The sequence below is a fragment of the Nocardioides pakistanensis genome (assembly GCF_054781215.1).
This window is the reverse complement of record NZ_BAAGUV010000012.1, coordinates 32,137-58,043: the sequence shown is the minus strand read 5'-3', so window position 1 is coordinate 58,043 and position 25,907 is coordinate 32,137. Positions and strand designations below refer to the sequence as shown.

General features: G+C 69.3%; 30 protein-coding genes, 28 tRNA genes and 1 pseudogene. 50 read left to right on the top strand and 9 right to left on the bottom strand.

Annotated elements, in window-relative coordinates:
- Entirely contained in the window at positions 1-1,311 is a 1,311-nt protein-coding gene (locus tag ACYVIH_RS04605) for a PhoH family protein (protein WP_460866481.1), read from the bottom strand.
- Between the two features lie 103 nt (positions 1,312-1,414).
- The gene (locus ACYVIH_RS04600; RefSeq protein ID WP_460866479.1) at positions 1,415-2,245 is read right to left on the bottom strand and encodes a hypothetical protein; all 831 of its coding nucleotides are present in this window, start codon (positions 2,243-2,245) and stop codon (positions 1,415-1,417) included.
- A gap of 103 nt (positions 2,246-2,348) precedes the next feature.
- Here ACYVIH_RS04600 and ACYVIH_RS04595 point away from each other — a divergent pair, with 103 nt between their 5' ends.
- Complete coding sequence (locus ACYVIH_RS04595) at positions 2,349-2,960, top strand: hypothetical protein (RefSeq protein ID WP_460866477.1); 612 nt, start codon at positions 2,349-2,351, stop codon at positions 2,958-2,960.
- Entirely contained in the window at positions 2,960-3,247 is a 288-nt protein-coding gene (locus ACYVIH_RS04590; RefSeq protein WP_460866475.1) for a hypothetical protein, read from the top strand. The genes ACYVIH_RS04595 and ACYVIH_RS04590 overlap by 1 nt, the downstream gene beginning before the upstream one ends.
- Before the next feature lie 30 nt (positions 3,248-3,277).
- Here the strand turns inward: ACYVIH_RS04590 and ACYVIH_RS04585 are convergent, their stop codons facing one another.
- A complete protein-coding gene (locus tag ACYVIH_RS04585; RefSeq protein WP_460866473.1) occupies positions 3,278-3,421 on the bottom strand; it encodes a hypothetical protein in 144 nt (47 codons plus the stop codon).
- Positions 3,422-3,538: 117 nt separating this feature from the next.
- Positions 3,539-4,858 carry a hypothetical protein gene (locus ACYVIH_RS04580; RefSeq protein WP_460866471.1) on the bottom strand — a complete coding sequence of 440 codons (1,320 nt, stop codon included), beginning with the start codon at positions 4,856-4,858 and terminating at the stop codon, positions 3,539-3,541.
- Positions 4,859-4,910: 52 nt separating this feature from the next.
- Here ACYVIH_RS04580 and ACYVIH_RS04575 point away from each other — a divergent pair, with 52 nt between their 5' ends.
- Positions 4,911-5,525 (top strand): hypothetical protein, encoded by a 615-nt coding sequence (locus ACYVIH_RS04575; protein ID WP_460866469.1) that lies wholly within the window; start codon positions 4,911-4,913, stop codon positions 5,523-5,525.
- 149 nt (positions 5,526-5,674) lie between these two features.
- On the opposite strand, the gene ACYVIH_RS04570 is transcribed toward ACYVIH_RS04575, so the two are convergent.
- Positions 5,675-6,034 (bottom strand): DUF732 domain-containing protein, encoded by a 360-nt coding sequence (locus ACYVIH_RS04570; protein WP_460866467.1) that lies wholly within the window; start codon positions 6,032-6,034, stop codon positions 5,675-5,677.
- Positions 6,035-6,093: 59 nt separating this feature from the next.
- Between ACYVIH_RS04570 and ACYVIH_RS04565 the strand changes: the two genes are divergently transcribed.
- The 21 genes from ACYVIH_RS04565 to ACYVIH_RS04465 all read left to right on the top strand — a co-directional run bounded on the left by ACYVIH_RS04565 (position 6,094) and on the right by ACYVIH_RS04465 (position 14,082).
- Positions 6,094-7,749 carry a CTP synthase gene (locus tag ACYVIH_RS04565; RefSeq protein WP_460866466.1) on the top strand — a complete coding sequence of 552 codons (1,656 nt, stop codon included), beginning with the start codon at positions 6,094-6,096 and terminating at the stop codon, positions 7,747-7,749.
- 8 nt (positions 7,750-7,757) lie between these two features.
- On the top strand, positions 7,758-8,324 hold the full coding sequence (locus ACYVIH_RS04560) for a hypothetical protein (RefSeq protein ID WP_460866463.1): 567 nt from the start codon (positions 7,758-7,760) through the stop codon (positions 8,322-8,324).
- A gap of 578 nt (positions 8,325-8,902) precedes the next feature.
- A tRNA-Trp gene (locus ACYVIH_RS04555) sits at positions 8,903-8,974 on the top strand.
- A 360-nt stretch (positions 8,975-9,334) separates the two neighbouring features.
- A tRNA-Tyr gene (locus tag ACYVIH_RS04550) sits at positions 9,335-9,426 on the top strand.
- Between the two features lie 56 nt (positions 9,427-9,482).
- Positions 9,483-9,644: a hypothetical protein gene (locus ACYVIH_RS04545; protein ID WP_460866461.1), complete on the top strand. Its 162-nt coding sequence runs from the start codon at positions 9,483-9,485 to the stop codon at positions 9,642-9,644.
- A gap of 591 nt (positions 9,645-10,235) precedes the next feature.
- Positions 10,236-10,308, top strand: a tRNA-Asp gene (locus ACYVIH_RS04540).
- Positions 10,309-10,622: 314 nt separating this feature from the next.
- Positions 10,623-11,114: a hypothetical protein gene (locus ACYVIH_RS04535; RefSeq protein ID WP_460866460.1), complete on the top strand. Its 492-nt coding sequence runs from the start codon at positions 10,623-10,625 to the stop codon at positions 11,112-11,114.
- Positions 11,115-11,158: 44 nt separating this feature from the next.
- A tRNA-Glu gene (locus ACYVIH_RS04530) sits at positions 11,159-11,232 on the top strand.
- A gap of 12 nt (positions 11,233-11,244) precedes the next feature.
- Positions 11,245-11,330 (top strand) — tRNA-Leu (locus ACYVIH_RS04525).
- A 311-nt stretch (positions 11,331-11,641) separates the two neighbouring features.
- Positions 11,642-11,729 (top strand) — tRNA-Leu (locus ACYVIH_RS04520).
- Positions 11,730-11,784: 55 nt separating this feature from the next.
- Positions 11,785-11,860 (top strand) — tRNA-Ala (locus ACYVIH_RS04515).
- A 62-nt stretch (positions 11,861-11,922) separates the two neighbouring features.
- Positions 11,923-12,009: transfer RNA gene (locus ACYVIH_RS04510), tRNA-Leu, on the top strand.
- Positions 12,010-12,370: 361 nt separating this feature from the next.
- Positions 12,371-13,186, top strand: coding sequence for a group I intron-associated PD-(D/E)XK endonuclease (locus ACYVIH_RS04505; RefSeq protein WP_460866458.1), 816 nt, complete (start codon positions 12,371-12,373; stop codon positions 13,184-13,186).
- A 17-nt stretch (positions 13,187-13,203) separates the two neighbouring features.
- Positions 13,204-13,279: transfer RNA gene (locus tag ACYVIH_RS04500), tRNA-Pro, on the top strand.
- A gap of 51 nt (positions 13,280-13,330) precedes the next feature.
- Positions 13,331-13,404 (top strand) — tRNA-Ile (locus tag ACYVIH_RS04495).
- Between the two features lie 119 nt (positions 13,405-13,523).
- A tRNA-Phe gene (locus ACYVIH_RS04490) sits at positions 13,524-13,599 on the top strand.
- A gap of 21 nt (positions 13,600-13,620) precedes the next feature.
- Positions 13,621-13,696, top strand: a tRNA-Asn gene (locus ACYVIH_RS04485).
- 33 nt (positions 13,697-13,729) lie between these two features.
- Positions 13,730-13,802 (top strand) — tRNA-Gln (locus ACYVIH_RS04480).
- Positions 13,803-13,812: 10 nt separating this feature from the next.
- Positions 13,813-13,879 (top strand) — tRNA-Met (locus tag ACYVIH_RS04475).
- Between the two features lie 24 nt (positions 13,880-13,903).
- Positions 13,904-13,988 (top strand) — tRNA-Lys (locus ACYVIH_RS04470).
- Between the two features lie 22 nt (positions 13,989-14,010).
- A tRNA-Lys gene (locus tag ACYVIH_RS04465) sits at positions 14,011-14,082 on the top strand.
- 9 nt (positions 14,083-14,091) lie between these two features.
- On the opposite strand, the gene ACYVIH_RS04460 is transcribed toward ACYVIH_RS04465, so the two are convergent.
- Positions 14,092-14,406, bottom strand: a complete 315-nt coding sequence (locus ACYVIH_RS04460) for a hypothetical protein (protein ID WP_460866456.1) — start codon at positions 14,404-14,406, stop codon at positions 14,092-14,094.
- A gap of 56 nt (positions 14,407-14,462) precedes the next feature.
- On the opposite strand from ACYVIH_RS04460, the gene ACYVIH_RS04455 reads away from it, so the two are divergent.
- From ACYVIH_RS04455 to ACYVIH_RS04440, 4 genes are all read left to right on the top strand, one after another.
- Positions 14,463-14,535: transfer RNA gene (locus ACYVIH_RS04455), tRNA-Val, on the top strand.
- A gap of 15 nt (positions 14,536-14,550) precedes the next feature.
- A tRNA-Arg gene (locus ACYVIH_RS04450) sits at positions 14,551-14,624 on the top strand.
- A gap of 39 nt (positions 14,625-14,663) precedes the next feature.
- Positions 14,664-14,993, top strand: coding sequence for a WhiB family transcriptional regulator (locus ACYVIH_RS04445; RefSeq protein WP_460866453.1), 330 nt, complete (start codon positions 14,664-14,666; stop codon positions 14,991-14,993).
- 76 nt (positions 14,994-15,069) lie between these two features.
- Positions 15,070-15,143: transfer RNA gene (locus tag ACYVIH_RS04440), tRNA-Arg, on the top strand.
- Between the two features lie 29 nt (positions 15,144-15,172).
- Here the strand turns inward: ACYVIH_RS04440 and ACYVIH_RS04435 are convergent.
- On the bottom strand, positions 15,173-15,736 hold the full coding sequence (locus ACYVIH_RS04435) for a hypothetical protein (protein WP_460866452.1): 564 nt from the start codon (positions 15,734-15,736) through the stop codon (positions 15,173-15,175).
- 85 nt (positions 15,737-15,821) lie between these two features.
- On the opposite strand from ACYVIH_RS04435, the gene ACYVIH_RS04430 reads away from it, so the two are divergent.
- From ACYVIH_RS04430 to ACYVIH_RS04395, 8 genes are all read left to right on the top strand, one after another.
- Positions 15,822-15,896: transfer RNA gene (locus ACYVIH_RS04430), tRNA-His, on the top strand.
- A 28-nt stretch (positions 15,897-15,924) separates the two neighbouring features.
- Positions 15,925-15,997: transfer RNA gene (locus ACYVIH_RS04425), tRNA-Thr, on the top strand.
- Between the two features lie 19 nt (positions 15,998-16,016).
- A tRNA-Gly gene (locus ACYVIH_RS04420) sits at positions 16,017-16,089 on the top strand.
- Between the two features lie 5 nt (positions 16,090-16,094).
- Positions 16,095-16,168 (top strand) — tRNA-Arg (locus ACYVIH_RS04415).
- 2 nt (positions 16,169-16,170) lie between these two features.
- Positions 16,171-16,254, top strand: a tRNA-Ser gene (locus ACYVIH_RS04410).
- Positions 16,255-16,295: 41 nt separating this feature from the next.
- Positions 16,296-16,378 (top strand) — tRNA-Ser (locus ACYVIH_RS04405).
- A gap of 389 nt (positions 16,379-16,767) precedes the next feature.
- Positions 16,768-18,177 (top strand): helix-turn-helix domain-containing protein, encoded by a 1,410-nt coding sequence (locus tag ACYVIH_RS04400; protein WP_460866450.1) that lies wholly within the window; start codon positions 16,768-16,770, stop codon positions 18,175-18,177.
- A gap of 483 nt (positions 18,178-18,660) precedes the next feature.
- Complete coding sequence (locus tag ACYVIH_RS04395) at positions 18,661-18,858, top strand: hypothetical protein (RefSeq protein ID WP_460866448.1); 198 nt, start codon at positions 18,661-18,663, stop codon at positions 18,856-18,858.
- Between the two features lie 9 nt (positions 18,859-18,867).
- On the opposite strand, the gene ACYVIH_RS04390 is transcribed toward ACYVIH_RS04395, so the two are convergent.
- Complete coding sequence (locus ACYVIH_RS04390; RefSeq protein ID WP_460866446.1) at positions 18,868-19,401, bottom strand: hypothetical protein; 534 nt, start codon at positions 19,399-19,401, stop codon at positions 18,868-18,870.
- Positions 19,402-19,482: 81 nt separating this feature from the next.
- Between ACYVIH_RS04390 and ACYVIH_RS04385 the strand changes: the two genes are divergently transcribed.
- From ACYVIH_RS04385 to ACYVIH_RS04320, 14 genes and pseudogenes are all read left to right on the top strand, one after another.
- Complete coding sequence (locus tag ACYVIH_RS04385) at positions 19,483-20,046, top strand: hypothetical protein (RefSeq protein ID WP_460866445.1); 564 nt, start codon at positions 19,483-19,485, stop codon at positions 20,044-20,046.
- The gene (locus tag ACYVIH_RS04380; protein ID WP_460866443.1) at positions 20,043-20,417 is read left to right on the top strand and encodes a hypothetical protein; all 375 of its coding nucleotides are present in this window, start codon (positions 20,043-20,045) and stop codon (positions 20,415-20,417) included. The genes ACYVIH_RS04385 and ACYVIH_RS04380 overlap by 4 nt, the downstream gene beginning before the upstream one ends.
- 46 nt (positions 20,418-20,463) lie before the next feature.
- Positions 20,464-20,736, top strand: a complete 273-nt coding sequence (locus ACYVIH_RS04375; protein ID WP_460866441.1) for a hypothetical protein — start codon at positions 20,464-20,466, stop codon at positions 20,734-20,736.
- Positions 20,737-20,740: 4 nt separating this feature from the next.
- Entirely contained in the window at positions 20,741-20,881 is a 141-nt protein-coding gene (locus ACYVIH_RS04370) for a hypothetical protein (protein ID WP_460866439.1), read from the top strand.
- Positions 20,878-21,129, top strand: coding sequence for a hypothetical protein (locus ACYVIH_RS04365; protein ID WP_460866436.1), 252 nt, complete (start codon positions 20,878-20,880; stop codon positions 21,127-21,129). The genes ACYVIH_RS04370 and ACYVIH_RS04365 overlap by 4 nt, the downstream gene beginning before the upstream one ends.
- Positions 21,130-21,245: 116 nt before the next feature.
- Positions 21,246-21,569 carry a hypothetical protein gene (locus ACYVIH_RS04360; protein WP_460866433.1) on the top strand — a complete coding sequence of 108 codons (324 nt, stop codon included), beginning with the start codon at positions 21,246-21,248 and terminating at the stop codon, positions 21,567-21,569.
- Positions 21,570-21,608: 39 nt separating this feature from the next.
- A pseudogene (locus ACYVIH_RS04355) lies at positions 21,609-22,199 on the top strand (zinc-ribbon domain-containing protein); the annotation flags it as partial.
- Between the two features lie 18 nt (positions 22,200-22,217).
- Positions 22,218-22,802 (top strand): zinc-ribbon domain-containing protein, encoded by a 585-nt coding sequence (locus tag ACYVIH_RS04350; RefSeq protein ID WP_460867217.1) that lies wholly within the window; start codon positions 22,218-22,220, stop codon positions 22,800-22,802.
- Positions 22,799-23,995, top strand: coding sequence for an RtcB family protein (locus ACYVIH_RS04345; RefSeq protein ID WP_460866431.1), 1,197 nt, complete (start codon positions 22,799-22,801; stop codon positions 23,993-23,995). Before ACYVIH_RS04350 ends, ACYVIH_RS04345 begins: the two co-directional genes overlap by 4 nt.
- A gap of 65 nt (positions 23,996-24,060) precedes the next feature.
- Positions 24,061-24,139, top strand: a tRNA-Glu gene (locus ACYVIH_RS04340).
- A 42-nt stretch (positions 24,140-24,181) separates the two neighbouring features.
- On the top strand, positions 24,182-24,415 hold the full coding sequence (locus ACYVIH_RS04335; RefSeq protein ID WP_460866429.1) for a hypothetical protein: 234 nt from the start codon (positions 24,182-24,184) through the stop codon (positions 24,413-24,415).
- Between the two features lie 23 nt (positions 24,416-24,438).
- Positions 24,439-24,882 carry an HNH endonuclease gene (locus ACYVIH_RS04330; protein WP_460866428.1) on the top strand — a complete coding sequence of 148 codons (444 nt, stop codon included), beginning with the start codon at positions 24,439-24,441 and terminating at the stop codon, positions 24,880-24,882.
- 41 nt (positions 24,883-24,923) lie between these two features.
- Positions 24,924-24,999: transfer RNA gene (locus ACYVIH_RS04325), tRNA-Cys, on the top strand.
- A gap of 69 nt (positions 25,000-25,068) precedes the next feature.
- Positions 25,069-25,144, top strand: a tRNA-Gln gene (locus tag ACYVIH_RS04320).
- A gap of 48 nt (positions 25,145-25,192) precedes the next feature.
- Here ACYVIH_RS04320 and ACYVIH_RS04315 read toward each other — a convergent pair.
- The gene (locus ACYVIH_RS04315) at positions 25,193-25,825 is read right to left on the bottom strand and encodes a hypothetical protein (RefSeq protein WP_460866426.1); all 633 of its coding nucleotides are present in this window, start codon (positions 25,823-25,825) and stop codon (positions 25,193-25,195) included.
- Positions 25,826-25,907 lie beyond the last annotated feature (82 nt).

Here is a 25,907-nt window from a genome sequence, read left to right as displayed (position 1 = left end):
TCAGGCGACCATCTCGTCGAGCAGCCTGGTCACCAGGGCAGCAATCGGGCCACGCTCGGACTTGGTGAAGGTGGTGTGGGCGAACAGCGGGTTGCCCTTCAGCCGCTCCACGACCGCGGCGATCCCGTCGTGTCGGCCCACACGCAGGTTGTCGCGCTGCGCCGCATCCCAGGAGAGCACCACCTTCGAGTTCTCGCCGAGCCGGGACAAGGCGGTCAGCAGCACCGGGCGCTCCAGGTTCTGCGCCTCGTCGAGGATGACGAAGGAGTTGTGCAGGGACCGGCCGCGAACGTGTGTGAGCGGCAGCACCTCCAGCAGGCCGCGGCCGAGCACCTCGTCGATCACGTCCTGGGTCGTCATGGCGCGCAGCGCGTCGAAGACCGCAGCGCCCCAGGGGCCCATCTTCTCCTCCGCGGTGCCCGGCAGGAAGCCGAGGTCCTGGCCGCCGACGGAGAACAACGGCCGGAACACGGTGATCCGCTCGTAGCGCTTCTTCTCCAGGACCGCCTCCAGACCGGCTGCCAGGGCGAGGAAGGACTTGCCGGTTCCGGCGGGGCCGCCGAGGGAGACGATGCCGACCTCGTCGTCGAGCAGGTGGGCGAGCGCGATCCGTTGCTCGGCGGAGCGGCCGCGGACACCGAACGCCTCCAGGTCCGGCGCGACCAGGTCGAGGGTCTTGTGCCGACCGACGCGAGCCAGCGCCGAGGAGTTCGGGCCGAGCAGCACGGCACCGGTGTTCACGAGCAGGCCTTCGTCGTCGGCGGTGGGGTAGTCGACAGACTTGTCCTTGTAGAGGGCGTCCACGAGGCTGTGCTCGACGTCGACCTCGACCACACCGCTGTAGGCGTGGTCGACGACGACCTGCTCGCGGCGGTACTCCTCGGCAGCCAGGCCGAGGGTCTCGGCGAGGATCCGCATCGGCATGTCCTTCGACACCACGGTGACGTCGCGGCCCTGGTTGGCGAAGTTCTTGGCCACGGCGAGGATCCGGGTGTCATGGGTCCGATCGCTGGCCATCGCGTCGGGCAGGCCCGACTGGTCGACGTGGTTGATCTCGATGCGGACGATGCCGCCCTCGTCGGTGACTTCGACGCCGTCGCGGAGGTCGCCTCGCTCGCGCAACGCTTCCAGGCCGCGGAGCGCGGCCCGGGCGGTGTGACCCAGTTCTGGGTCGTGGCGCTTGCCTTCGAGTTCCTTGATGACCACCAGCGGGATGACCACCTCGTGCTCGGCGAAGGTGCGGAACGCCGCCGGGGCGGAGAGCAGGACGCTGGTGTCCAGGACGTACATCTTCGGGTGCTGCTTCGACATCGGGGACCTGGTTTCTTCTCAGGGGTGTGGTGCTTGTCTGTGCTGCTTGCCGACGATCAGGTGAGTCGTCACCACCCCCTATGCCGAAACAGGTCAGGGCGGGTCACGCTTCGCCCTTCGCGGCCTTGCGCATGGCGTCGGCCTCGGTGAAGACGTGGACGCAGTCGGGGCAGTCCTCGTCGGGGCGACCGGCGTGCTCGTCGGCGTCGTGCTGGGTGCGCAGGTCTTCGCAGGTCCCGCAGTAGCCGTCCCAGCCCTCGCCGTCGTCGGTCGGGCCGCCGCAGTGCGTGCACTCCTCGCCATCGGTCTCGTAGGCGATGTTGCACCACCCGTCTCCGGGCAGGTCGTCGATGTCCTGGCGCTCGAACGGCTCGTCGGCGAGCAGGGACGGGATCGACTCGGGGTCGAGATCGCTGTCTGGGTCGGACAGGTACTCCCACACGTCGGGGTGGATGCTGCGCCACACGCCCGCGTCGGTGGTGGCGCGGTGGCCGTGTGCGGTCACGCCCAGGTCCTGCTTGGCGATGCCGACGAACTCGGAGTCGCCGCCGTAGCCGAGGTCGTCGTGGGCGTCCCAGGTGCACACCAGACGGGCGGCCTCGAAGTTGCCGAGGACCCGGTTCACGTCGTCCTGGTCGTAGCCGTTCTCGAAGACGCCCTTGTGCTCGACCAGGTGCTCGACGTCGCGGGGCGTCGGTGCGGCGGCGTCTGGAACGCCCTCGCACGGGTGGGCGTCGAGTCCGGCCTGGCTGGCGTAGCCGTTGCCGCACGCGGGGCAGGTGAAGCCCGGGACCGCGCGGCCGTCCCTGGTCAGCGCGAGGTGCCCGGCGCCGTGCTGGACGACGAGCGTTACCTCCGACTCGGACTTGGCTGCCGCGGCGAACTGCCCGCCGGTCGGCACTCCTGCGGGCTGACGGTTCGGGTTCTCGGTCATGCCTTGGGGGTGCGCGGCGGGAAGCCCCGATGCGCCGGGGATGGCGGCTGTGTCCTGAGACCGGCTGGGGAGGGAACTCGGATCCGCCGGACACCTGGTCGGCATGGGCGCCACCTTCCTGACCAGCGATGAGCACTACTTCCATGCCGCCATCAACGACCTCGCCGAGCGGCCGTTCGAGACCGTCGACGAGTGCGCACACGAGATGATCCGCCGCCACAACAAGCGGGTCCGCGAGGGCGACCGCACGATCCATCTCGGCGACTTCCTGTTCGGCGACCGTGGCCGCTTGGCCGAGATCCTGGGACAGTTGAACGGCGAGCACGTTCTCGTGTGGGGCAACCACGACCGGGGATCGGGCACCAAGTCCAACGCCTGGGCGCACCAGCGCGAGTACCTTGACGCCGGGTTCCACGGCGCCGTGGAATATGGCACGCTGGCCCTGCCGCAGGTCAAGGGTGGCGCTCCGGCCCGAAAGGTGCTGCTCAGCCACTTCCCCTATCACGCCGACCACCTAGACGGCCCGCGCTACAACCAGTTCCGGCTCCGCGACGAGGGTGCCTGGCTGATCCACGGTCACGTGCACGGGCTGTACACCGTCCGCGACCGGGGCGTGAACGTCGGCGTGGACGTGTGGGACTTCTACCCGGTCCAGGACCACGAGGTCGCCCGGCTGATCCACCAGGTCGAGTCCGGCCAGCGGGATGAGTTCTGATGCGCGAGCCCGGCCGACCGGCCTACCTGGTCGTGAGCGTCCGCGAGCCCGGCCGAGGCAGCGGCCCGATCCAGATCGAGCCCGGTGACCGGGTCCGGCTGGTGATCGAAGGCACCGTCGAGTCTGTCGAGCAGGGCATCCTCGGGGGTGGGCTTCCGGTGCTCGTCACCGACGCGGGGCGCCGGGTGGAGACGAACTACCCGATGCTGGGCGCGGCCAGGGTCGAGGTGCTCGCTCCAGCCGACGGTCCCGACGAGGACTTCCCTGGCTTTCCGGACCCCCACTGAACCGGCCCCGGCTGGCACGCGCGGGCCGAGTCAGGCCGACATGCGACGACGGTACTCACGTCGCTCGTCTCGCAGCGCCTTGATCCGGCGGCGTTTGGCCAGCGTCGCCACCCGCCTGACCTCGTGCCCGTCGAGGGCGGCGAACCAGGCGTCCCGTCCCGGCCTGCCGGTCATCGGCGCACCGTTGAGCGGTGAGAGGCGGTCTGGGGCACCATGCCCGGACACATGCGAAGCCGCGGACCAGAACAGTCCCCGCTCGGCACGTCGCCGGGGTCGACTGCGGGTGGGTCGTCAGTCGAGCGGGTCCAATGTGGCACGGGTGACCGCGGTCTCCTTGACGCCCTGGTACTCGTCGTGGCCCTTGATCGTCGCCTTGACCTTGTACCGCTTGCCGGTCTCGTAGTCCTTGTGTCCGGAGGCGAACCACTTCAGCACGTTGCCGTCGGTGTCGGTCATCGTCACGATCGTGGTGACCCCGCCGCGGAACCCGTCGGTGTGACGCACGCCGATGACCTCGACCTCGTGGTCGGCGATCTTGTCCTTCGGCTTGCCGATGTGCTGGGAGTTCGCAGTCGCTTTCCGCCGTGCCTGGCGCTCCTCGTTCTTGTACTTGGTCGAGATGGCCGACAGCAGCAGGGGAGCGTTGCGCCAGGTGACCGTGTCCGGTGCGGCGGCGGCACGCATGTTGAAGGCGTAGTCGGAGTCGCCGTCCATGTCCCGGGCCAGGGCGAGGACCTCGGCGGCCTCCTCGCCGAGGTCCTGCGCCTCGGTGCGGATCGCGTCGATCCAGCGTCGCTCGGTGTCGGTGCGCGGCCGGTTCTCCACGACCTCGGCGACCAGGTCCGCGGTCGCTGGCCGTCCCTCGTACGCGGCGGAGCGGGGAACCCAACCGTGCTGGCGGACCACGGCCAGGCCGATCCGGAGCACGTCGCGGGTGTCGTAGCGGACGTCGCGGGCCGTCGTGGTGGCGCCGTAGTTCTCCTCGTCGCGAGGGTCTGGGCAGTCGGGCTCGAAGTCGAGCATCCACAGGCCCTGCGGCCGGATCCCGAGGAACTGCTCCAGGCAGTCGGAGCCGACCTGCATCTGCTCGCCGTCGCGCTGGATGACGTAGGTGTCGCGACGGTTACGAGGCTTGCCGCACACGTCGCAACGCTTCTCCTCGGGCCGCTCCAGGAGCGTCTCGCCGGGCACGGTGCGCGAGACCATGCCCGCCTCGGGATCCCAGGTGAGGGTGGCGGCGAACCGCCAGCCGTCATGCTCGACGGTGGGCCGGTCGAGGGTCAGCCGGGTGCGCTCCTCGAACCTTTCGACACCGCCGTTCGGGTCCGGGACGCGCCGCTCGTAGTGCTCGATCTCGTAGGCGAACCGGTCCGGGATCCCCGCCTTCTCGGCGCGGCGGTTGGCCCGCTCGATGGAGGCGATTGCCTTCTCCTCCGCCCAGCGCGGGAACTCGTAGGACGTCTCGCCCCACGATGAGGTGTACTCGTGCTCGGGCGGCTCCACACCACCATTGTCCGGTGCCAGGGACAGGTCCGCCTCTGCGTGCGCGGTGGCGGCGAACTGGCCGCCGACGGGGATTCCCCGTGGCTGGCGAGCCTGGGTCGTGTTCATGCCGGGCAGGTGCGCGGGGAGCACCCGAGCCGTCGCCGCACACCTGGGTCGCATGAGCCGCACCGACAAGACCCGCCCCTGGGACGTGAAGTGCCTCGACGACCCGTCCTGGCTGGTCGAGGTGCACGACCACCGCAACGGCGTGTGCGACCTGCCCGAACGCCCCCGGAGGATGACCTCCCCGTTCGGCTCCACCGAGCGCGGCGCCTGCACCTGGGCGGCCACACGTGAGTTCTGGGCGAACCGCGCCAACGGCTGCGGCTGCTCCCGGTGCGCCGACCAGGTGGGGCGGAAGGCCAGGGCTCGCCGTGTTCGGCACGCTGCGCGCGTCGAGGCCGAAGCGGAGCGGTTGGCCTACGTCGGTTTCGACGACCTCGCCGACATTGACCTGTTCCCCGCGCCTGACGCAGCGGAGGATTTCTCGGCTGTGGCGGACGCGCTCGACCTGCCCTCCGGCGCGTTCGTGGTCGGGGTGGATGAGACCCATCGGTACGACATCGAGGGCACCGTGCTCGCCACCTTCACCACGGTGACGGTGCTGCACCCCGGTGGCACCCGCGACCGGCACCGGTACGAGGTGACCCGCCGCCAGTTCCTCGACGACCCGACCGACATCGTCCGCGACCACCGCGACGCGGCGCTGGCCGAGGCCGGGCTGCCGCGCTGAAGGCAGGACACGAACACGGCTGCCGTGTGCATCGAGATCGAATGGACCGGCGATCGTCGGCTTCCCGGCGCCGCTTCGACCGCGGCCCTGCCTGCCGACCTGCGACGAGACGGCGCAGTGCCAGAACTCGTCGCGGTCTGAGCCCCCGCCTAGCCCTGCGCCCCCGGGCACAGGTACTGGTCGACCCAGTGCAGCACCCACATCGAGTCGTCTCCGGTGTACCCGACCTCGGGGAGCACCTCACGTCGCAGCGTGGACGGGTCGAACCCCGAGCGCAGCGCCTCGCAAACGGACCGGCCGATCTCCAACGTGCGCCGATCCCCGTACCGCGACGCGACCGGGTCGGTGGTCGTTCTACGCACCTCTCGCAGGTAGGCGGCTGCGTCCGCGGGGGTGACCTGCTGGCTGCCCGACGGCTCCGGAGGCGCTGGTTCCAGTACCGCCTTCGTCGCGCAGCCCGCGGTCACCAGCACCGTGACGGCGAGAGCGAGGACGGCGCGATACGACACGGGTCGAGGCTACGGCCGGGGACGGCCGCCGGATGCCGGTTCGATGGCATAGGGCAGCCATGACTGTTACGCCCCGCCCTGCCAAGCACATCTTCGTCACCGGGGGAGTCGCCTCCTCGTTGGGTAAGGGGCTGACCGCCTCCAGCCTCGGAATGCTGCTCACCGCTCGCGGGCTGAACGTCGTGATGCAGAAGTTGGATCCCTACCTCAACGTCGACCCCGGCACCATGAACCCGTTCCAGCACGGGGAGGTCTTCGTCACCGAGGACGGCACGGAGACCGACTTGGACGTCGGCCACTACGAGCGGTTCCTGCGCCGGGACCTCGCCGGTTCGGCCAACGTGACCACCGGCCAGGTGTACTCCACCGTGATCGCGAACGAGCGGCGCGGCGACTACCTGGGCGCCACCGTCCAGGTCATCCCGCACATCACCGACGAGATCAAGGCCCGGATCACGTCGATGGCTGCGCCGGGTATCGACGTCGTCATCACCGAGATCGGCGGGACCGTCGGGGACATCGAGAGCCTGCCCTTCCTGGAGGCCGCCCGACAGGTCCGCCACGAGGTCGGTCGCGACAACGCACTCTTCGTCCACATCTCGCTGCTGCCCTACATGGGCCCGGCCGCGGAGTTGAAGACCAAGCCCACCCAGCACTCGGTGGCCGCGTTACGCGGCGTCGGGATCACCCCGGACGCCATCGTGCTCCGCTGCGACCGGGCGGTGCCCGAGTCGATCAAGACCAAGATCGCCTTCACCTGCGACGTCGACGCCGACGCGGTGGTGGCCGCCTCCGACGCGCCGTCCATCTACGACATCCCGAAGGTCCTGCACGCCGAGGGCCTCGACGCTTACCTGATCCGCCGCCTGCGGGTGCCGTTCCGCGACGTCGACTGGTCGTCCTGGGACGGCCTGCTGCGGGCTGTGCACGCCCCGGACCACGAGGTCACCGTCGCGCTGGTCGGCAAGTACATCGACCTGCCCGACGCCTACCTGTCGGTCACCGAGGCCCTCCGCGCGGGAGGGTTCGCCAACGACGCCCGGGTCGACATCCGCTGGGTGGCCGCCGACGACTGCGCGACCCCCGAAGGCGCCAAGCGGGCCCTGACCGACGTGGACGCCATCTGCGTCCCGGGAGGGTTCGGGATACGCGGCATCGACGGGAAGGTCGGCGCCCTGCGCCATGCCCGCGAGCAGAAGATCCCGACCCTGGGTCTGTGCCTGGGGATGCAGTCGATGGTCATCGAGTACGCCCGCACCGTGCTCGGGCACCACGACGCGACCTCCACCGAGTTCGACCCTGAGACCGAGCACCCGGTGATCGCCACGATGGCCGAACAGGGCGCGATCATCTCCGGTGACGGCGACCTGGGTGGCACCATGCGCCTCGGGTCCTACCCGGCCGACCTGCTTCCCGGCAGCGTCACCGCACACGCCTACGGCAAGACCCACGTCGCCGAGAGGCACCGGCACCGCTACGAGGTCAACTCGGCGTACTGCGAGGCGCTCCAGGCGGCCGGGCTCGTGGTCTCCGGCACCAGCCCCGACGGCACCCTGGTCGAGTTCGTCGAACTGCCCGTCGAGGTGCACCCGTTCTACGTGGGCACCCAGGCGCACCCGGAGTTCAAGTCGCGCCCGCACGACGCCCACCCGCTCTTCTCGGCACTGGTGCGCTCCGCCATCGAGGCGGCGCAAGCGGGCCGCAGCGCGGCATAGGCGGCCCCGTGACCAGCCAGAGCCCCGTCGTCGCCAGCCCGTTCACCGAGCCGCGCGGCATCGAGACGCCGCTGGTCGCCTACCGCAAGGTCGCCGTCACCGGCCACCGGCCCACCTACTACACCCCCGACGAGGCCGCGTGGGCTCAGGTGGCGCTGGCCCGTGCCGCGTGGACGCTGCGCAGCAAGTACGGCACCACGACGGCGATCTCCGGGATGGCGCTCGGTGCGGACACCTGGTGGGCGCTGGCCGGGTTGGCCGCCGGGATGCGGCTGCACGCCTACATCCCGTTCACCGACCAGCCGGTCAAGTGGCCCGAGGCCGACCGGGCGCTGTGGCGGACGCTGCGTGCCCGCGCCGAGAAGGAGATCGTGCTCGGCGAGCACTATCGGGTCGAACTGCTCCACCAGCGCAACGACTGCATGATCGACGACGCCGACCTGATGGTCGCGGTGTGGAAGTCCGACGTCACCAAGGGCGGCACGTTCAGCGCGGTGACGAAGATCCGCAGGATCGGTCGTCCGATGCTCCTGGTCGACCCGGCCACCCGCACGATCACCCGCGAAGGCTTCTAGTCGCCGGTCGCCAGGGGTGTGGCATAGGGATGCCTGCGACGGACGGTGAGACCTCTCCGATCCGCCGCGCACCTGTAGGTCAGGACACTGCTGCGGCAGCGCCGAGCGAGCGCGCGAACACCCCGAACCGGGACGATCGCGGAAACTCGTTAGGCCGTTGTCGGAGGGGTGCTCTACCGTCAGGAACACACGGGAACCGCTCCTGGTTCACCGAACAGAGAAGTGCTGCCGCACCCGCGGTGGCCGCAACGAGTAAGGACCGAGACGTGCGCAGGTATTGCAGCCTCCACGCCACGACCGCCCCCGCGGCGCGCCGTGCGATGGATGCTGCCTTGAAGCCCGCCCACACCCTCGTCCCGTCCTCGCTGCCCAAGTTCGGGAATGAGCGCGGCGAAGGCCAGCAGTGGCTGTCGATCGCTGGGCGAGGAGCACCCGTGTAGGTACCTAGTCGTACCCGACACGAAGGGCCGCTCCTGGCAGGCAGACAGCCGAGGGAGCGGCCCTTTTTGCATGTCCGGCCCGTACGCCGGTCGGTCCCCAGCAACACCAGCAGAACAACTCAACAGCAGTACCCGCATAGGGGCGAGGCCGACTGGTCGAGGCACCGGTCTCCAAAACCGGCGTAGGGGGTTCGATTCCCTCCGTCCCTGCGATATCGCGGAAGATCCCACGGGCACCGGACCCGGGCTGGCTCAAAAGGCCGGTCCAAGAGGCACCGGGCTAACGGTCACAGGGCCGTGGGGGCATCTCTCCCGACCTATCCAGGTGAACACCACAGGCGGTGGTCACGCTGATGGGGGCTAACTCAACAGTGGACAGCAAGAACGGTCGCAGACGCACCGTCGCAACAGCGCGGCGGTGGAGCCAACGCTGCGACCACACTCCGGGGCGCCACGCTCCGCCCACGCAGGCGAGCCATCCGGCCCGTCCTGCGCCTGCCCGATGACCTCGTCACGACGACGGAGAGGGACAGGTCCGGCCGGGGCGCGGCCTCCCGGAGCCATCATCTTGCGTCGGTGACCCGAGAGGCGAAGGGCCCTGGCTGTAAACCAGGCACGGCTATCCAGGCACACCGCAGGTTCGACTCCTGCCCGACGCACCAGCAGATCGCCCGCGCCGGTGGGGAGACCTCGGCCTCGGGCCGTACACGTGATCGTCATGGACGAGATGACCGGAACCGTGGACTACAAGGCGCTCCTCGCCAAGTACATCGAGCACGTGGGCGACATGGAGGGCGTCGACTTCCGTTCCGACCACAACAGGCGAGACTCGGCGGTCGTCTTCACCGACGAGGAGTGGGCCGCTCTCGGCGCGCTCTGACCACTCAGGCGTCGATGAGGAGACTTCTCCGCACCGCCGGACACCTTCTCGATGAGTGAGCACCCTGGTCTGGGGGGCGACGTCAGGGAAACAGCCTGCGCGTCCAAGGACCATGTAGCCGTCCCTCGAACCCACACGAGCCTGTGCCAGACCGGCCAACGCCGTCCCTGGGTCGCACGAGCGGCAGACGTCCGGAAGGACCAGGGCCGAACCCGGTGCGCCGGGGCGTCCGGCCGCCACCCGGTCCAGGGTGCTCACCCGCAGACCTCCCCACCACCGGATGTTGACCCGGTGGTTGTTGCTCCCGGGCCTGAGCAAGGGGATGGGCCCCGCCGAGTCTGTCGACGGTACCGACGCGTGACGTACGCACGCTGAGGGCGAACAGCAGGACGACCCAGGCCGTGGAGACGGTCGCCCCGTGTCGAGCCGAACGGGAACCGCCTGGACGTGCAGGTCGCCTGAGCGGGTGCTGCCACCCGCGCCGGAGGTGCACGTCGGCTGCCACGCAGATCCGGAGCCATGACCGGGGAGCGCAGGTAGGCCGGAGGGTCGGTGGTTCGAGTCCGCCCACGTCGAGGAACAACTCAGCAAGGCCCTGTGGCGCAGTTGGTAGCGCGCCGCGTTGTCAGCGCGGAGGTCGCCGGTTCAAGCCCGGTCAGGGTCGCTGGATGACGGCAGCGGTGCAAGTCCGCCGTGCTCGTGTAACGAGGCCGTCGTCCGTCAGTTCGCAAGGCGACGCACCCAGAGCGACGGGGTGCCCTGAGATGGAGCGGGTTCGACTCCCGACACCGCGGGCCCAGGTTCGCAGCCGCCGGGTGCGGGTCTCAGGTTGCGAGCATGACCCGGTGAAGCGAGGAGGGCGCCCCCTCGTGCACCTGCCGGGGCACCTGTTCCCGTGCAGCGGGGGAGAGCCCTTCCTGACGCCGCACACATCGGGACTCGAAGGCCGCCTACGGCTCCCAGACGAGAGGCACCGCGATGTACGTCCAGCCGCACAGCCGCGGCAAGCACTGGGAGTTCTTCGCCTCCGAGCACGCGATCCGGCCCGTCGTAGAGCCGGTCATCGTCGCCGCGTTCACCGGCCCCGAGGCCGCAGCCAACGAGCAGCGGATCGCCATGGTCTCCTCTTTCGTCCAGACCCAGGTCTGGTGCGGCGGCGTCGACTTCCACCACGACCCTGAGCACGGGGAGGACCCCGACATCGTCCGGGCCGACCTGGACAGGGCGCTGCGCCGGTTCTTCGACGGCGAGCACGACCAGTACGAGGACGTGGCCGCGCAGCCGTTGTTCAACGACGACTTCGCCAACCCGGCCACGGTCACTGCGCTCATCACCAGCCTGGTCGACGCGATCGCCGACGCCGTGGCGGACGGTCGGATCGAGGTGACCGCCGACGAGCCCTGGGACTCGTGCGCGGGCTGCGGCGGGTACCACAACGTCAACCACGACTGCGCTGCCGACTACGACTGACGCGGCACGACCGGCCAGCGGGGGCCGGACCCAACCCTGCGCCTGGCCTCGTGGAGTAACTGGAGATCTCACCGGACCCTCAATCCGGGGACTGCGGGTTCGAGTCCCGTCGAGGCTGCTCAACACACCGGCGCCCGTGCTGGAACTGGCATACAGCGACGGCTCAAACCCGTTGGTCCGCAGGACATGTGGGTTCAACTCCCACCGGGCGCACCACGCCCCGACTCGCAGGCAGAGCGCCGCGACGTGGGGACAGAACGTCCAGGTGCCGTACATCTGGAGAACAACCGGGAGCCGCGCAGCACGGCTCGTCTGGAGCAGAAACGGCGGGGTGGCCACCCCTGACACTGACGCTGATACCGGCACCGCAACACCCGTCCCGGGGCCTCTTTCGAGGAGCCGGGCAACGGTGAGCACAGGACCGAATGCTGCACCGCAACACCTGAGCAGGACCGCGTACCAGGGTGAGACCCCCTGGGGTCACCCAGCGATGGGGGTCAACGGAAGGGAACGCGCCCTGCTCGCTTGCCCGCCTGGCGGAACTTGGTAGACGCGCACGGCTCAGGTCCGTGTGCCCGTGAGGGCGTGGGAGTTCAACTCTCCCGGTGGGCACCAGGAACGACCGCGGACTCGGCGAGGGAACCTCACCGGGTCGACGTCGTTCCGACTTGGGGCTATGGCGCAACTGGTAGCGCATCTGCTTTGCAAGCAGAGGGTTCGGGGTTCGAGTCCCCGTGGCTCCACCACGGTCCGTCGCGGACCGCTTCGCCACCACTCGATGATCGAAGGTCTCCGGTGCTGGCGTCCTGCCCGCCTGGCGGAACTTGGTAGACGCGCAGCGTTGAGGTCGCTGTGCCACGCGAATGGCGTCCCGGTTCAACTCCGGGGGCGGGCACCCGGCGTGTCGAGATGACATGAGACGGTCCGATCCGACTGACTGGGACGTGCGGACCAAGGTCAGTTCGGCCGGTTCCCGCGACTGGCCACCAGCGGCGGCCGATCCGAAAGATCTTCACCATCCAAGGTGTCGCCAGAGCGGCCTCGTCGACGGGTCTACCCGTTCCATCAGGGGCTTGAAACCGCGCCCTAGCAGCAGTTTGGGGTGCCCGGAACGTACCTCGTGGTTGCTTGGGTGGGGCGGTTTTCATCAAGCGGGGCTTGGCTTTCCCGCAAATCTGGCCGCACAATCAGGTGTCCCCCGCTCCCCATCTCGGGACCGCACTTGGCAGGCATTTCGCCCGCCGGGAGGGACTGACATGGGCAGACCGCGGATCTGGACCGACGACTCGCTGATCGAGGCCGTCGAGGCCAGCACGACGTGGACCGAGGTGATGCGTGGCATCGGCATCGCGGTCAGCGGACAGAACCACAGGACGGTCCTGCGTCGCTGCCGGGAACTGGGCCTGGACATCTCGCACCTGCCTGAGACGCACACGATCGTCGCACCCCGCGCCCAGCGAGACGCGAACAGCAGGCACCAGCCGACACGCGAGGAGGCACAGCGCTTGCTGGACGAGCACACCTCCTGGGCGGGGCTGCTCCGTGCGCTGGACGAGCCCGCGACCGGGCACGGCTACCGGTGGGCGCAGGGCTGGATCGCCGAGTACCGGCTCGACGCCTCGCACCTCAACGGCCGACTGGGCACGCCGCTGCCCCCAGAGGAGCACCCGTTCATCGACGAACCGGAGCCAGAGAACCTGCGCCGGGCCGCGATCGCCCAAGCCAGCGAGTGGTTCCTCTCCCGTGGCTACATGGTGAGCATCCCGATGGACGTGGCGCCCTACGACCTGGTCGCGGAGTCCGCCGACGGCATGCACCGGATCCAGGTCAAGAGCACGAACGTGCGCGAGCGGACCACCAGCCGGTGGAAGGTGACGATCTCGCAGAAGAAGTTCCGGCCCGGCAACGGGCGACGCAAGTGGAGCGTGGAGACCTGTCCGTACGAGGAAGGCACCGTCGACTACTTCTTCATCGTCTGCGGCGACGGGTCGCGCTACCTGATCCCGTGGGAGACCACGAACGGGTCCGGGTCGCTCGTGCTCGACGTGAAGTACGCGAACTACCGGGTCTGAGCACGGCCCGGGCACGACCGGCTGTCGGCTAGTGGCCATGCCGCCTGCTTTGGGGGCAGGAGATCGGGGGTTCGAGTCCCTCCAGCCGGACCATGCACAAGCACCACGGCGCGGCCATGTCGCCGAGCGGCACCACATGGCACCCGGCTCGTGGCCCAGGTGGTTGGGGCAGCCCGCTGATAACGGGAAGGACGGTGGTTCAACTCCACCCGAGCCGACCGAAGTCCGGCGGCGGCCAGTGACCGCACGCGGCCGCGGGAGTTCATCCTTTCCGCGAGGTGACGCGGGGGCGGGCCCTGCGACGTCTTGGCGTCGCGTCGTCTCCCCGCCACCGCATGGGGCTGTGGCTCAGTTGGTAGAGCGCCGCACTGAAACTGCGGAGGTCGCTGGTTCGATCCCAGCCGGTCCCACCAGGACACCCAGGTGTCCCGCGATCCCTCATGGCGCAACAGGCAGCGCGGCCGGTTGTTACCCGGCAGGTTCCAGGTTCGAGCCCTGGTGGGGGAGCCATGCTGCCGCAGTGCGCCTGCGGTCGGCAGCCGATTCCCGGTGCGTTGATGGCTACGCGCCCTGACTCTGACTCAGGGGGACGCAGGTTCGAGCCCTGCCCGGGAAGCGCAGCACGAAGCGGGTGCGCGGTGCGGCAGGGGTCTCATAAGCCCCGAGCCCCGAGTTCGATTCTCGGCCTCGCTACTGGTGCCCTTGGGGCACCGCCTTGCCTCCGTCGTCTAGTGGCTGACACCCGACTCTTACTCGGGAGCGCGAAAGCGCCGCGCAGGTTCGACTCCTGCCGGGGGCACCAGCACCGCTCCAGTGCGGTACCGGCCTCGCTAGTTCAGCGGCAGAACAGGCGGCTTTTACCCGTCGGGTCGGGGGTTCGAGTCCCTCGCGGGGCACTGATCGGGCTAGAGGAAACCGTGAGCCGGGCCCATGATCCCGAAGTTGTCGCACCGGGTGCACGCCCACACGTCCTTGCCGGGGATCTCGTCGACGCCGAGGAACTCCATGCCGCCGGACAGGTCGACGCCTCGGGCTTCGGCTTCCGCCCTGGTGAGCCACTCGACCGGCGCGCCGCATTCGTCGCAGTTGCTGCGGGCCATCTGGTTGAACCCGCCCAGGGTGACGGCGTGCCCGGCCGGATCCACCCGGCCGAACTCCAAGCCGGTGATCTCCCCGGCCTTCGCGCGCCTCTCGGCCCGGCTCTTGCGGCGGTTGCCCATCAGGGGTCCTCCTGGTCTTCGCTTGGTGGCACGCCGCAGGCTACCCGCTTCATCTCGGTCCCGTAGCGCAGTTGGTAGCGCGCCTCGTTCACACCGAGGAGGTCGCAGGTTCGAGCCCTGCCGGGGCCACTCCAGCACACGCACGCCCTCGTGGCTCAGATGGACAGAGCAGCCGCCTCCTAAGCGGTAGGTCGCAGGTTCGACTCCTGCCGAGGGCACGCATGGACCTGAGAAGAGGAGCCGGGAGGTGAAGGCACATGCAGGACGAGAAGGAGTTCAACACCAAGGGCGTGGTCGCAGCACACCGCTACCCGTGGCCGCGGGAGGAGTCGCTGACCCCGGCGTGTGCCGGGCACCGTAACCCCGAGCAGTTCTTCCCGCAGACCCAGGAGGACCTCGCCGCCGCCGCGTCGCTGTGCGGACGGTGCGAGATCCGCGGGCTGTGCCTGGAGATCGCGTTGGCCCGTGCCGAGTCGGGTGTGTGGGGCGGGGTCCTTCTCGACGAGGGCAGGCCCTGCGCGGTGCCGCGTCGGCCCGGACGTCCCCGCAAGAGCGCGGGCGGCCAGCAGGTGGCGACCGCGGCCTGAGCAGGCTCGGACGCGTGTCGACGTGTCGAGCCTCCGGTGAGAGCCCGGCGCGAGTCCCGGCGACACAGGGACACCAGCCCTCGTATCTCAACGGGACAGAGGCCCCGACTACGAATCGGGAAGTTGGAGGTTCGAGTCCTCCCGAGGGCGCGCCCAGAGGTATCCGACTGAAGGAACGGTCAGTCGCCGCCGTGCGAGCGGGCCAGGGACGCCTTCAAGGCAGCGTTCAGGGTCGGGTTTCGGCGGTTCCACTCCTCGCGTGCCGCCATCCCTTCCTCGACCGTGACCTCGTTGCCCCACCGGTCGGCGACCTCGCGCAGCAGCATCTTGGTGAAGTGCGCGGAGACGGTGAACGCGCGCATCGCCGCGACCGTGCCGGACGTGCGGTCGACGAGCACGGCACGGAACAGCAGGTGGCCGCCCTCGGCTGGACCGCGCAGCGCCTCGGGGATGCCCTGCCCCGGCCCGCGCCACGCCATCGTCTCCATCCACGTCCAGCCGCCGCCGAGGCGCATCATGAGCCCGACGAGCGGACCGTGGGTGAGGAGGGCGAGGTCGGCCGGGCCAGCGAAGTCCTCGCGCATCTGCTCGGTGACGTTGTCGTGGACCACCAGCAGCATGTTGCCTGCGTCGGGGTGCCAGCCGAACCCCTCCTGCGCGATGAGTTCGGCCCGGTCCGGCCAAGGCCAGGGGGCGTCGACTGCGAAGAGGGTCTGCTCGGTCTCGCCGTTGCTTTCGGTCACGGAAGACCAGGCTAACGACGAGCACGGACATCGTGGCCGTGGGGGGAGCGCGGTGTCACGGCCCGGCCGTCAGGCGGGGCTCTTGGTGGGTGTGGCGCAGTGGTAGCGCGCCTGAATGTGACTCAGGAGGCCGCGGGTTCGATCCCCGTCACTCACCCCAGGTCCGGTCCGACCGTGAACACGACCACGCCAGCGGAGCACGACCGGCCGTGCACCCGACTCGTAATCGGGAGGGAGCAGGTTCGAGACCTGTCGCTGGCTCTGACCCTGACGGGTCCTTGCGGATGGAGTTCGACTGGTTGAACGCCTGCCTTCCAAGCAGGTTGCTGCGGGTTCGAGTCCCGTCATCCGCTCTCTTGCCCTCGTAGCGCAGTGGAGCAGCGCGCCGCTCTCCGGCAGCGGAGGTCGCAGGTTCGAGTCCTGCCGGGGGCACGGGAGGGTGACACCCGGGTGGCTGGGTGCCCGGCTGCTAACCGGGTCGCGGCTCCGGCCGGGCAGTTCGACTCTGCCGCTCTCCGCGCTGCCCGACAGGGCCGTCCGCACCACGTCACGGTGCGTAGGAGAGTGATGCCTGGGTGGCCGGGCAGCCGTCTCGAAAACGGTGGGCGGGCAACCGCAGGGGTTCGACTCCTCCTCTCTCCGCGAGGGACTGCCTAACGGAGGCGGAGGGAGATTCTCCCGCCGACCCGGATTGCGGGGGTGCGAGCCGGGTCGGCGGTGGGAAGGCCTGAGGACGCAGGCCCGCGCGGGTTCGGAACCGGTGTGGGGGACTGGTCCGCCAACCCGCTGCATAACTGTGCAATACGGGCAGATCGAACATCGAATCCTGCGCGGGTCATGGTTGTGCACTGCACAAACATGCAGAAGTCGGCGGGGTGCCGTGACAATCGACCTCGCGCCGGTGTTGGATGAGACCGGGCCGCAGACGGGCGTCCTCCGCCCGTCGAAGTCGCCGTGGGAATCTTGCCACGACGGCTGGCAGATCCTGTCATTTTTGCGCAGATCCTCCCGGCATGGGGCACACTCCTCGCATGCCCTCAAACCGTCCGGGTCGGTCCGAGCCGAGCATCCAGGTCAATCCCGCCCATGCCCCCGATGTCGCTGACCTCAACGAAGCCATCGCCGTCGTCGATGCCGTCGAACTCGGGGCCCGCATCAAGGCGGCACGCCGCGCCAAGTCCATGACCCAGGGCGACGTCGCGGCCGGGACGATCTCGGCGGCATACCTGTCCCGGATCGAGTCCGGGTCGCGGCGGCCCGACCTGAAGGTCCTGCGCGTGATCGCCGAACGAGTTGGCACTACGACCCACGAACTGCTCCTCGGCCTCACCCCGCGGCAGTGGTCGGCACGCCGCGCCGAACTGGACTGGGCACAACTGTCCCTGCGCACCGGCGACGCCGCCAAGGCGCTGGAGCAGACCACGGCCCTGCTCCAGGAACTTCCGGACGACTCCCGTCTGTACCGGCGTGCGTTGGTGATCCACGCAGGCGCCCTGGAGGCGACCGGTGACTACGAGCAGGCAGCGGCCCGCCTGGAGCAACTCGTCGACGGCGAGATGGACGGCGCTCCGGCCCTGGAGGCGCTCACCGCGCTCAGCCGGGTCTACCGGCAGGCCGGGGAACTCGGGCGTGCCATCAAGGTCGGCGACCGCGCCGAGCAGCGCATCGCCGACCTCGGCCTGGACGGAAGCCCCGAGGCCGTGAAACTCACCCTGACGGTCGCGGCCGCACACTGCGAAGGCGGCGACGTCGGCTACGCGGCCAGGCTGTGCCAGAAGGCTCTCCAGAACGCCGAGGCACTCCAGAACCCCAGCGAACGGGCTGGCTGCTACTGGAACGCCAGCATCATCGAGTCCCGCCGCGGCAACCACACCGAAGCCGTCGCGCTCGGCCAGAAGGCGCTGCACGTCCTCGACGAGGCCGACTCCACCCGCAACACCGCACGGCTGCGAACCCAGTTGGGCATCCTGCACCTGCGCCTGGACCCGCCCCAGGTCACCGAGGCTCTGGGCCACCTCGCGCGGGCCGAGCAGGAACTCCTCACCAGCGACGCCAGCCCTGCGGACCTGGCCAGCAACCGGCTCGCGCAGGCCAAGGCCCGGTTCCTGATCGGCGACCTCCGAGCCGCGCAGGCCGAGGCCACCGAGTGCCTGGAGTCCACGGCTAACGGCGCGCCGCTGGTCGCGGCCGAGGCGCGCGTGCTGCTCGGCCAGATCGCGTTCCAGCGCGGCGACAACGACGGCGCACAGGCCCGTTACCGCGAGGCGATCCTGCTGCTCAGCGGGATCGGCGCAGACAGAAGTGCCGCCCAACTCTGGTTCGAGTTGGGCGGCCTGTGGATGTCGGTGGGATGCCCCGAGGAGGCGCTGGACGCCTTCCAGAGGGCGGGGGCTTCGACCGGACTCCGGGCGAAGCCGGTTGCCGCTCCGGTGACGGCCTAGCCAGGGGCTAGCAGCACCACACGTCCCGCATCCTCTGCGGAGAGACGATCGTCGACGAGTCATCGGTCGTCGGTCGCTTGCTGCGCTCAGACACGGCGTTGGCCGGAGCGAAGGTGGTTGCGGTCAGGGACAGTAGGACAGCAGCGGCTACGAGAGCCCTTCGGAGATTGGTCACCGGACTATTGACGCTTGGGCTTGCCAGGTTGTCAACCGGAATGGCCACATGCGTCCGGTTTCACGAAAGTTGCCCACACCGCACCCGGTTGTGACGTCTGATTGCCCCGTCGTCTTGGACGGCGCACCACCGCACCCACGGGCTTCGTGAGGGTCGGACAGTGGCAAGGACGGGCCGCTGTTCAGACCTTCGCAGCGGTTGAGGGCTTCGGCCCACGACCGGGCCAGGGTGCGGTTGCCGCCCTGACGGGGGAGTACGTCAAGCCACCAACGAACATGCGAGAGTGGGGACCGCAAGATGAGGGTCACATGCACACCGTCCGCAGCAACTCCAGCGCCGATCTCTCCGCGTTCCTCAGTGCCTCCCAGGCTCGGGTCGACTACGCGGAGGTAGCGCGTCGGCGCACCGGCCTGCGGCAGACGCTCGCCGGGCTACTGGTGGAGACGACGGCCCCGGCCAGCGGCTCGCGGCCGGACCCGGACGAGCCCGTCCTGCGCGGCGCGTGACTGCCGTGCTCAGCAGTCTCCCGCGAACCCGATCGGCCGCGGCAGCGGCGGAGCAGGACGCTGGTCCACCGGGTAGCCGCGGTTCTCACGAACCAGGCCCACCTCGGTGCAGTACCCGGGCAGCCCCGGGTTCGCCCGCAGCGCGAACTCGATGGAGGTGATGCACTCCTCCTCCCCGAAGTCCCAGACCCATCCCGCGCCAAGCCGCATCGCGGTGGGTGGCTCGTCGGCGCCGTAGGTGTCGCGGACGAAGATCTCGCCCTGGTTCGACTTGCGGTTCTGGCACCGGACCGGAGCCGGGAGGGGCGACGGCTTCGACTGCTGGGCCTTCGATGGCTCCATCGAGGGCGTGGTGCTGTCGTCCTCGGGTGCCTCGCTGGTCTCGGAATCGCTGCTCGTCGGCTCCTCGGTGGGCGACTCCGTCGCCTGCTCGGGCGCGTCAGCCTGTTCGGCGGACGTCTCGGCAGGCATCTCGCAGCCCGTCGCCGTCGCGAGCACGAGGGCCGCCGCCGCCCATGCCGCCTTCCCCCGGTTCGTGATCATCTGGGCATCGTGGCACGCGACGACCGACGCGTGAAGGCCCATCCGGGGAGCCCCGCCGGTTGTGCCGCACACATGGCGCCTATGAACCTCCTCGACGACCTGCGCCTGGCCATGCCGCACGACCTCGACCCGGCAGCCCAGCGGCTGTGGCGGCACGGTGACGACACTGGCGGGCCCGACGGCCGTGGTGTGCTGGCCGGTGACCCGCCGATCCCCGGCGACCTGTGGGTCGCCTCCATCGGATCCGACGACTTCGGCCCGGTCGACACCGCGCTGGTGCTCCTCACCTCGGTCGACGAGGAGGGACGCTTCGTCTCCGCGGTGCCGGTCACCGTCGCCGCCCAGACCCCCGGCCGCCCGAGCGCCTACCTGCTGGCCGCGAACCCGCTCGGCGTCCCATTGGTCGTCCACGCCGCTCTCCAGACTGGGCTCGGCTTCCGTGCTCTGCACCGCCGCATCGGGGACGGCCTCGACGCACTCGCACTGGCCCGGCTGGTCCGTGCCCCGTTCGGGGAGGCAACCGCACCGCTGCCCGTGCACGCGACCGGCGGCGACGACGGCGCTGTCGACGGTTACCTGGCACACCTGGGCAACCTGATGGCCGCGCTCTGCCGTGCCGACACCGAGTACGCGGAGGCGTCATGACCACCCCGCCCATCCCCGCACCGGCTCCCGGCATGGACACCACCGGCCTGCACACCGACCTGACCGACGTGGTCGGCAACCGGCTCTACACCGCGCAGAAGCCGTACCGCAACGGCGTCACCGTCTACACCCGCTCGGTGTGGGGCGGCAACGGGTTCGGCACCGACGTCACCAAGGTCGCGGTCCGCGACGGCGAGATCGTCGGCGTCTACGAGTCCGGCCAGACCCACGTGGCCTCCCGCGTAGTGGGCCTGGGCGAGTCGGCCCTCACCCCCGACTTCGTGTGGGTCCGCAACAGCCGCGGGGAACGCGAGCGCCGGACCACCCGCACCCGGCTGTCGAAGTGGATCCAGGCGGTGAAGGCGCTGTAGGCATGGGACGGGGAGCGAACCGGCGATGTCCGCACACCTGGGTGGCATGACCGAGAACATCGCCAGCCAGGCCCCCGCCGCAGCCGTCGACACCGCCACCGACCCCAACAGCGTCGAGATCATCCCCGACCTGACCACGGTCCGCTACGAGGGCTCGATCGCCGAGTTCCGCGGCGTCTACGGCTGGGTCGAGCGGTCCTACGAGGTCGACGGGCAGACCCGCTACGACATCGCGCTGACCGGGTACCCGTACGGGGACCGGCCGCGGCTGATCGGGGTCCGTCGCAAGTCGCTGGTCGTCGGCCCGAACAACGGCTGACCCTGTGGGCAACCCGCTGCTGCTCGACCACGACCTGCGCTGCCCGCTGGCGGCCCCCGACCGCGACGACCTGCACGACGAATGCCTCTGCGGCGACCTGGCGGTCCTGGACCGGCACCACGGGCCGAACGGCTGGCACCGGTGAGCACCAAGAACCCCGCGCACCGGCCACCGGACACTCCAGACGAGGAGATCCCGGCTCGCGACGTGAGGGCGGGCATGTGGGTCTACGACGAGGACCGCGACGGCTACCTCGCGGTCGTGGTCGCCCGCGAGTCACCGTGGAGCACCGGCACCGTCGACCTCTTCTTCTGCAACCGACGTCGTGGACCGAGGCCGAAGCGCTGGGTGGTTCGCGCCGACAAGATCCTGCGGGTGCGCCGACCGGCGTAATGACGGCATAGGACAGGCATGACCACCTGCGACATCACTGCTATCGCCCGTTCCCGCCGTGCCGGGTACGCCGCCGCACTGGGCGCTGAGTCATGTCTCGTTTCAATGGCGACCCGATGACTCAGTTCTTCCTGCCAGATGGCGACGGCGGCTGCATCCCCGTCGCGCAATACGAAGAATGGCTCCGTCCCGGGGCCATCGACCTGTCCTATTGGCCAGCGTCGTCCTTCACCGCGAAGCGCGTCCACGAAGTGGTTAGCCACCACAACGGCACGAACTACCGCCAGTGCGTCGGAGAACTCACCTCGGACCGCAAGTTCATCATCGCAATCCTGGAGTCCCTAGACGAACGTGGTCGGCGCCGGTTCGTCGCTCAGACCGTCTATTCGCAAATCCACATTGACGCCGAGAAGGTCATCAGCGTCCGCTACTTCGACTAGCCGGGGAGTGGTTGGTAACCCGCCGCACACCTGTCACCTGTGACAGTGAAGGGCTCACCGCGACTCGACACCGCCCTGGTGGCGGAGTTCGATGTCGCCCGCAACGGCCCCTCGGTCTGTCCGGCAAGCATCGCCCGCTGGTCCAACAAGACATTCTGGTGGCGGTGTCCCCTGGGCCACTCGTACGACATGCCTGCGGCGAAGCGGTCGCGCGGGCAGGGCTGCCCGTTCTGCGCGAGCGTTCGAGTGTTGGCCGGGTTCAACGACCTGGCGTCACGCCAGCCAACTATCGCGTCCGAGTGGGACCCAACTGCGAACGACAAGACTCCGTCCGAGGTCACGGAGTGGTCCAGTTACAGAGCCTCATGGATCTGCCCGGCCGGGCACCCCTACGCGATGGAGGTCCGTCGACGCAGACGTGGACTGGGCTGCACAGTCTGCTCCGGGTACACCGTTCTCTCGGGCGTAACCGACCTCGCAACGGTTCATCCGAGACTCGCGTCGCAACTCGTCGACGCTGACCCGAGCACGATTCCTGCCGGGAACCATCGTCGTCGCACGTGGGAGTGCTCCCTCGGTCACCGATGGAAGGCATCGACGAAGACCCGTGTCTCGGGCACCGGCTGCCCTTATTGCTCGGGCGTCAAGGTGCTGGCCGGATACAACGACCTCGCCACGGTAGATCCTGACCTGGCAGCAGAGTGGGACACGACCGTGGCTGGCAAATCGCCGCAGCAGGTGACCGCGGGATCGAACTACCGGGCCCCCTGGCGCTGCTCGAAGGGGCATCGTTGGGTGGCGTCGGTCCACAGTCGCAAGACGCGCGGATGTCCCGAATGCGCGCTGGCAGGTACGTCCAGGACCGAGCAGAGCCTTCACGAGGCCCTGCTTGTGCGCTGGCCCGAGGCGGAGCATCGAGTCCGAGTTCGTGTGCCAGAGCGGGTCAGGCCGTTCGAGGTCGACATCCGGCACCGCGATCTCGTCGTCGAGTACGACGGGAGTTACTTCCACCGGGGTGCTGACGCTCTGGAACGAGACGCCGCCAAGACCCGTGCGCTGCTCAACGCCGGGTTTGTCGTCGTGCGAGTCCGCGAGCAGAGCAACCATGCGCTGTCGGACCTGCCCCTCGTCCACGAGCGGCTCGTCCAGTTGTCGCACCGATATGGCGACAGCGTCGAAGATCTCGCCCGAGCCATCGTGGATCGGGTCGCCGAAACGGAAGGAGGGCGATGATGCCCTACACCATGCGGGGCACCGTCGCCCCAGTCGACATGTGGCTGCCCGAACACGAGGTGGAGGCAAGCGCCCAGTTGCAGATCCGCAACATGGCTGCCCTGCCCTGGGTCCACGGCATCAAGATCATGCCGGACTGCCACAGCGGCAAGGGTGCTGTCGTCGGCAGCGTGGTGGCGATGAAGCAGGCGGTGTCCCCATCCGCGGTGGGTGTCGACATCGGCTGCGGGATGATGGCGGTCAAGACCAACCTGACCCTGACGGACCTGCCCGACGACCTCGGTCCGATGCGGTCCGCGATCGAGGCGGCCGTCCCGGTCGGCTTCAACGCCCACGACGGCACCGCCCCGGTCATCAAGCGTGACCAGCGGCTCGCCGCGGCCTTCGACCGGTTGTTCGCGGGGTTCACCGACCTGCGCGCGGACAAGATCGCGGACCGTGAGGGCCGGGCGGTCAGCCAGTGCGGCTCGCTCGGCGGCGGCAACCACTTCATCGAAGTCACCGTCGACGACAACGAGAACGTGTGGCTGATGCTGCACTCGGGCAGCCGGAACATCGGCAAGGAACTGGCCGAGCGGCACATCGCGAAGGCGAAGGGTCTCGACCACAACCTCGACCTGCCCGACCGGGACCTGGCGGTGTTCCTCGCGGGCACCGACGGCATGGCCGACTACCTGCACGACCTGTACTGGGCGCAGGACTACGCGATGCTGAACCGGCGGATCATGATGGCCACCGTCAAGCGGGTGTTCGCCGACTTCTTCCCCGACACGAAGGTGGCCTGGGAGCGGGAGGTCAACGCGCACCACAACTACGTCTCGGAGGAGACGTACGACGGCGAGGACCTGATCGTCACCCGCAAGGGAGCGATCAGCGCGAAGCGGGACGAGTACGGGCTGATCCCCGGCTCGATGGGCACCGGCTCGTTCGTGGTCAAGGGCCTCGGGAACGAGACCGGTTACTGCTCGGCCTCGCACGGTGCGGGCCGGAAGATGAGCCGCTCGAAGGCGAAGAAGGCCTTCACCGTCGAGGACCTCGCCGCACAGACCGCGGGCGTGGAGTGCCGCAAGGACTCCGGCGTGGTCGACGAGATCCCCGGCGCCTACAAGGACCTCCAGAGCGTGATCGACGCCCAGGTCGACCTCGTCGAGGTCGAGGCGCGGCTCACCACGCTGCTGTGCGTGAAGGGCTGAAACCCCACACCCATCGAGCAGAGCCCCGGTCAGGTCGCCTGGCCGGGGCTCTGCCGTTCCACACTGGCGTGGTTGCTCTGACGGCAGGGGCCGCCCGGCTTTCACCCGGGACCAGCGACGCGGGTTCGACTCCCGCCCACGTCACGCAGCAAGAAGACACCGAAAAGTCCTGGAAGGAGGACGTCCATGAGCATCCTGAGCGCACGCACGACCCCCAAGCCCGCTGACCGGCTGGAACGGATCTGGTCCGGCCTGTCGACCGCGGACCGGCACGTCCTCCTCGGACACGACCGGGACACCCTCACCGCCGAGGAGAAGATGCGGCTCGCCCGCGTCGTCTCCGCTCTGGGCAGGCAGATGCGAGCCAAGAGCACCATACGCCGCACCGGAACCGCCGGTCGGCGGCGACCGCGCACCTAGATGACCGAGAGGAGGTGTGTGCGGTGACCCAAGTGATCATCCTCAACGCCTCCTACGAGAGGCTCGGTGCGACCTCGGTCAAGCACGCGATCAACATGCTGGTGCGCAAGGTCGCCGAGGTCGAGGAGCACGAGGAGGGCCGGTCCATCGGCCCCTACCCGTGGCCTCGGGTACTCCGGCTGGTGCGGTACGTGGCCGCGAAGTGGCTGCACCGCCCGGCTGCGTGCACGAAGTCCGGCGTGCTCCGCCGGGACCGGCGCCGGTGCGCCTACTGCGGCAAGCGCGGCGAGACGATCGACCACGTCGTGCCGCAGGCGATGGGCGGGCCGAACACCTGGGCCAACCTGGTGACCGCCTGCTCCCCGTGCAACAACCGCAAGGACTGCCGTACCCCGGAACAGGCCGGGATGCCGTTGCGCTACCGGCCGTGGACGCCCACGCTGGCGCAGTTGCTGGCGATGTCCTGAACCACCGGCGGGCCCGGACCACGTGGTCCGGGCCCGCCTTCGGTGCTGTGGCCGAGATGGTCTTCAAGGCGCTCGCCTGCAAAGCGAGAGATCCGGGTTCGAGTCCCGGCAGCACCTCAAAGCAGACTTGGCACCTCGCCTCGAACATCCAACAGAACGGGCCGTTTCGTTGGATGTTCGGGCTGGTCCCCGACGGTGTAGTTGGCTGCACGCCGCACTTTGGATGCGGAGGCCGCAGGTTCGAGCCCTGCTCGGGGAGCCACGTCGTTTCTTGCTGTCCGCTGTTGAGCAGCCCGGGCGGGTGGCCAGGTCACCAGGGCGCGGTCAGGACTCCCTGATCGAGTTTGCCGCCGGGGCCGCATTCCGCGGAGGCATAGGCGGGGTCGATGTTCGGGTATCCCGCAGCGTAGTAGTGCTGCGAGAGGCCCATCGCCTCCTCCTTCCGGGCGCCCAGCAGCGCTGCGACCGACGCCGAGTGCTGGATCGCGGCGCACTCGGCGGCTGCCTCGTCACGGATCCCGGTCAGGTGCATGATCTCGTGGGTGAAGACCTGCACCGCCACGGTCTCGTCGTTGGCCGGTTCCGCCTTGCTGCCGATGACGTAGGACGCCAGCGACTTGCAGGTGTCGTAGGACAGGTGCGCCACATGCGGCAGCGACCCGTCGACCGGCATGGCCACGACACCCTTCGTCCCTGAGTCGTCGAACAGCGCCTCGCTCCAGCGCTGGCAGCGCACCCCGACGTCATCGCGTCCGAGCAGGTCGGAGGCGACGCGGGCGTACTGCCACTGGTGCATCTGCCACTTCGCCTCAGCGAAGCCGGTCCCTGCGGCGATCAGAGACGCTGCGATGAGCAGCCGGGACGCGTGCACTCCGGCGCGGCGGTGGCGAAGGGCCGACACGAGTACGAACAGCAGCAGCGCTACCAGGACAAACACCCTCATTCATGGCACGGTACGCCCGATCTCGTATCCGAGACGCCGTACCACCGACTCCTTTACCGAGACCAGCACCGGTGCAGCAGTG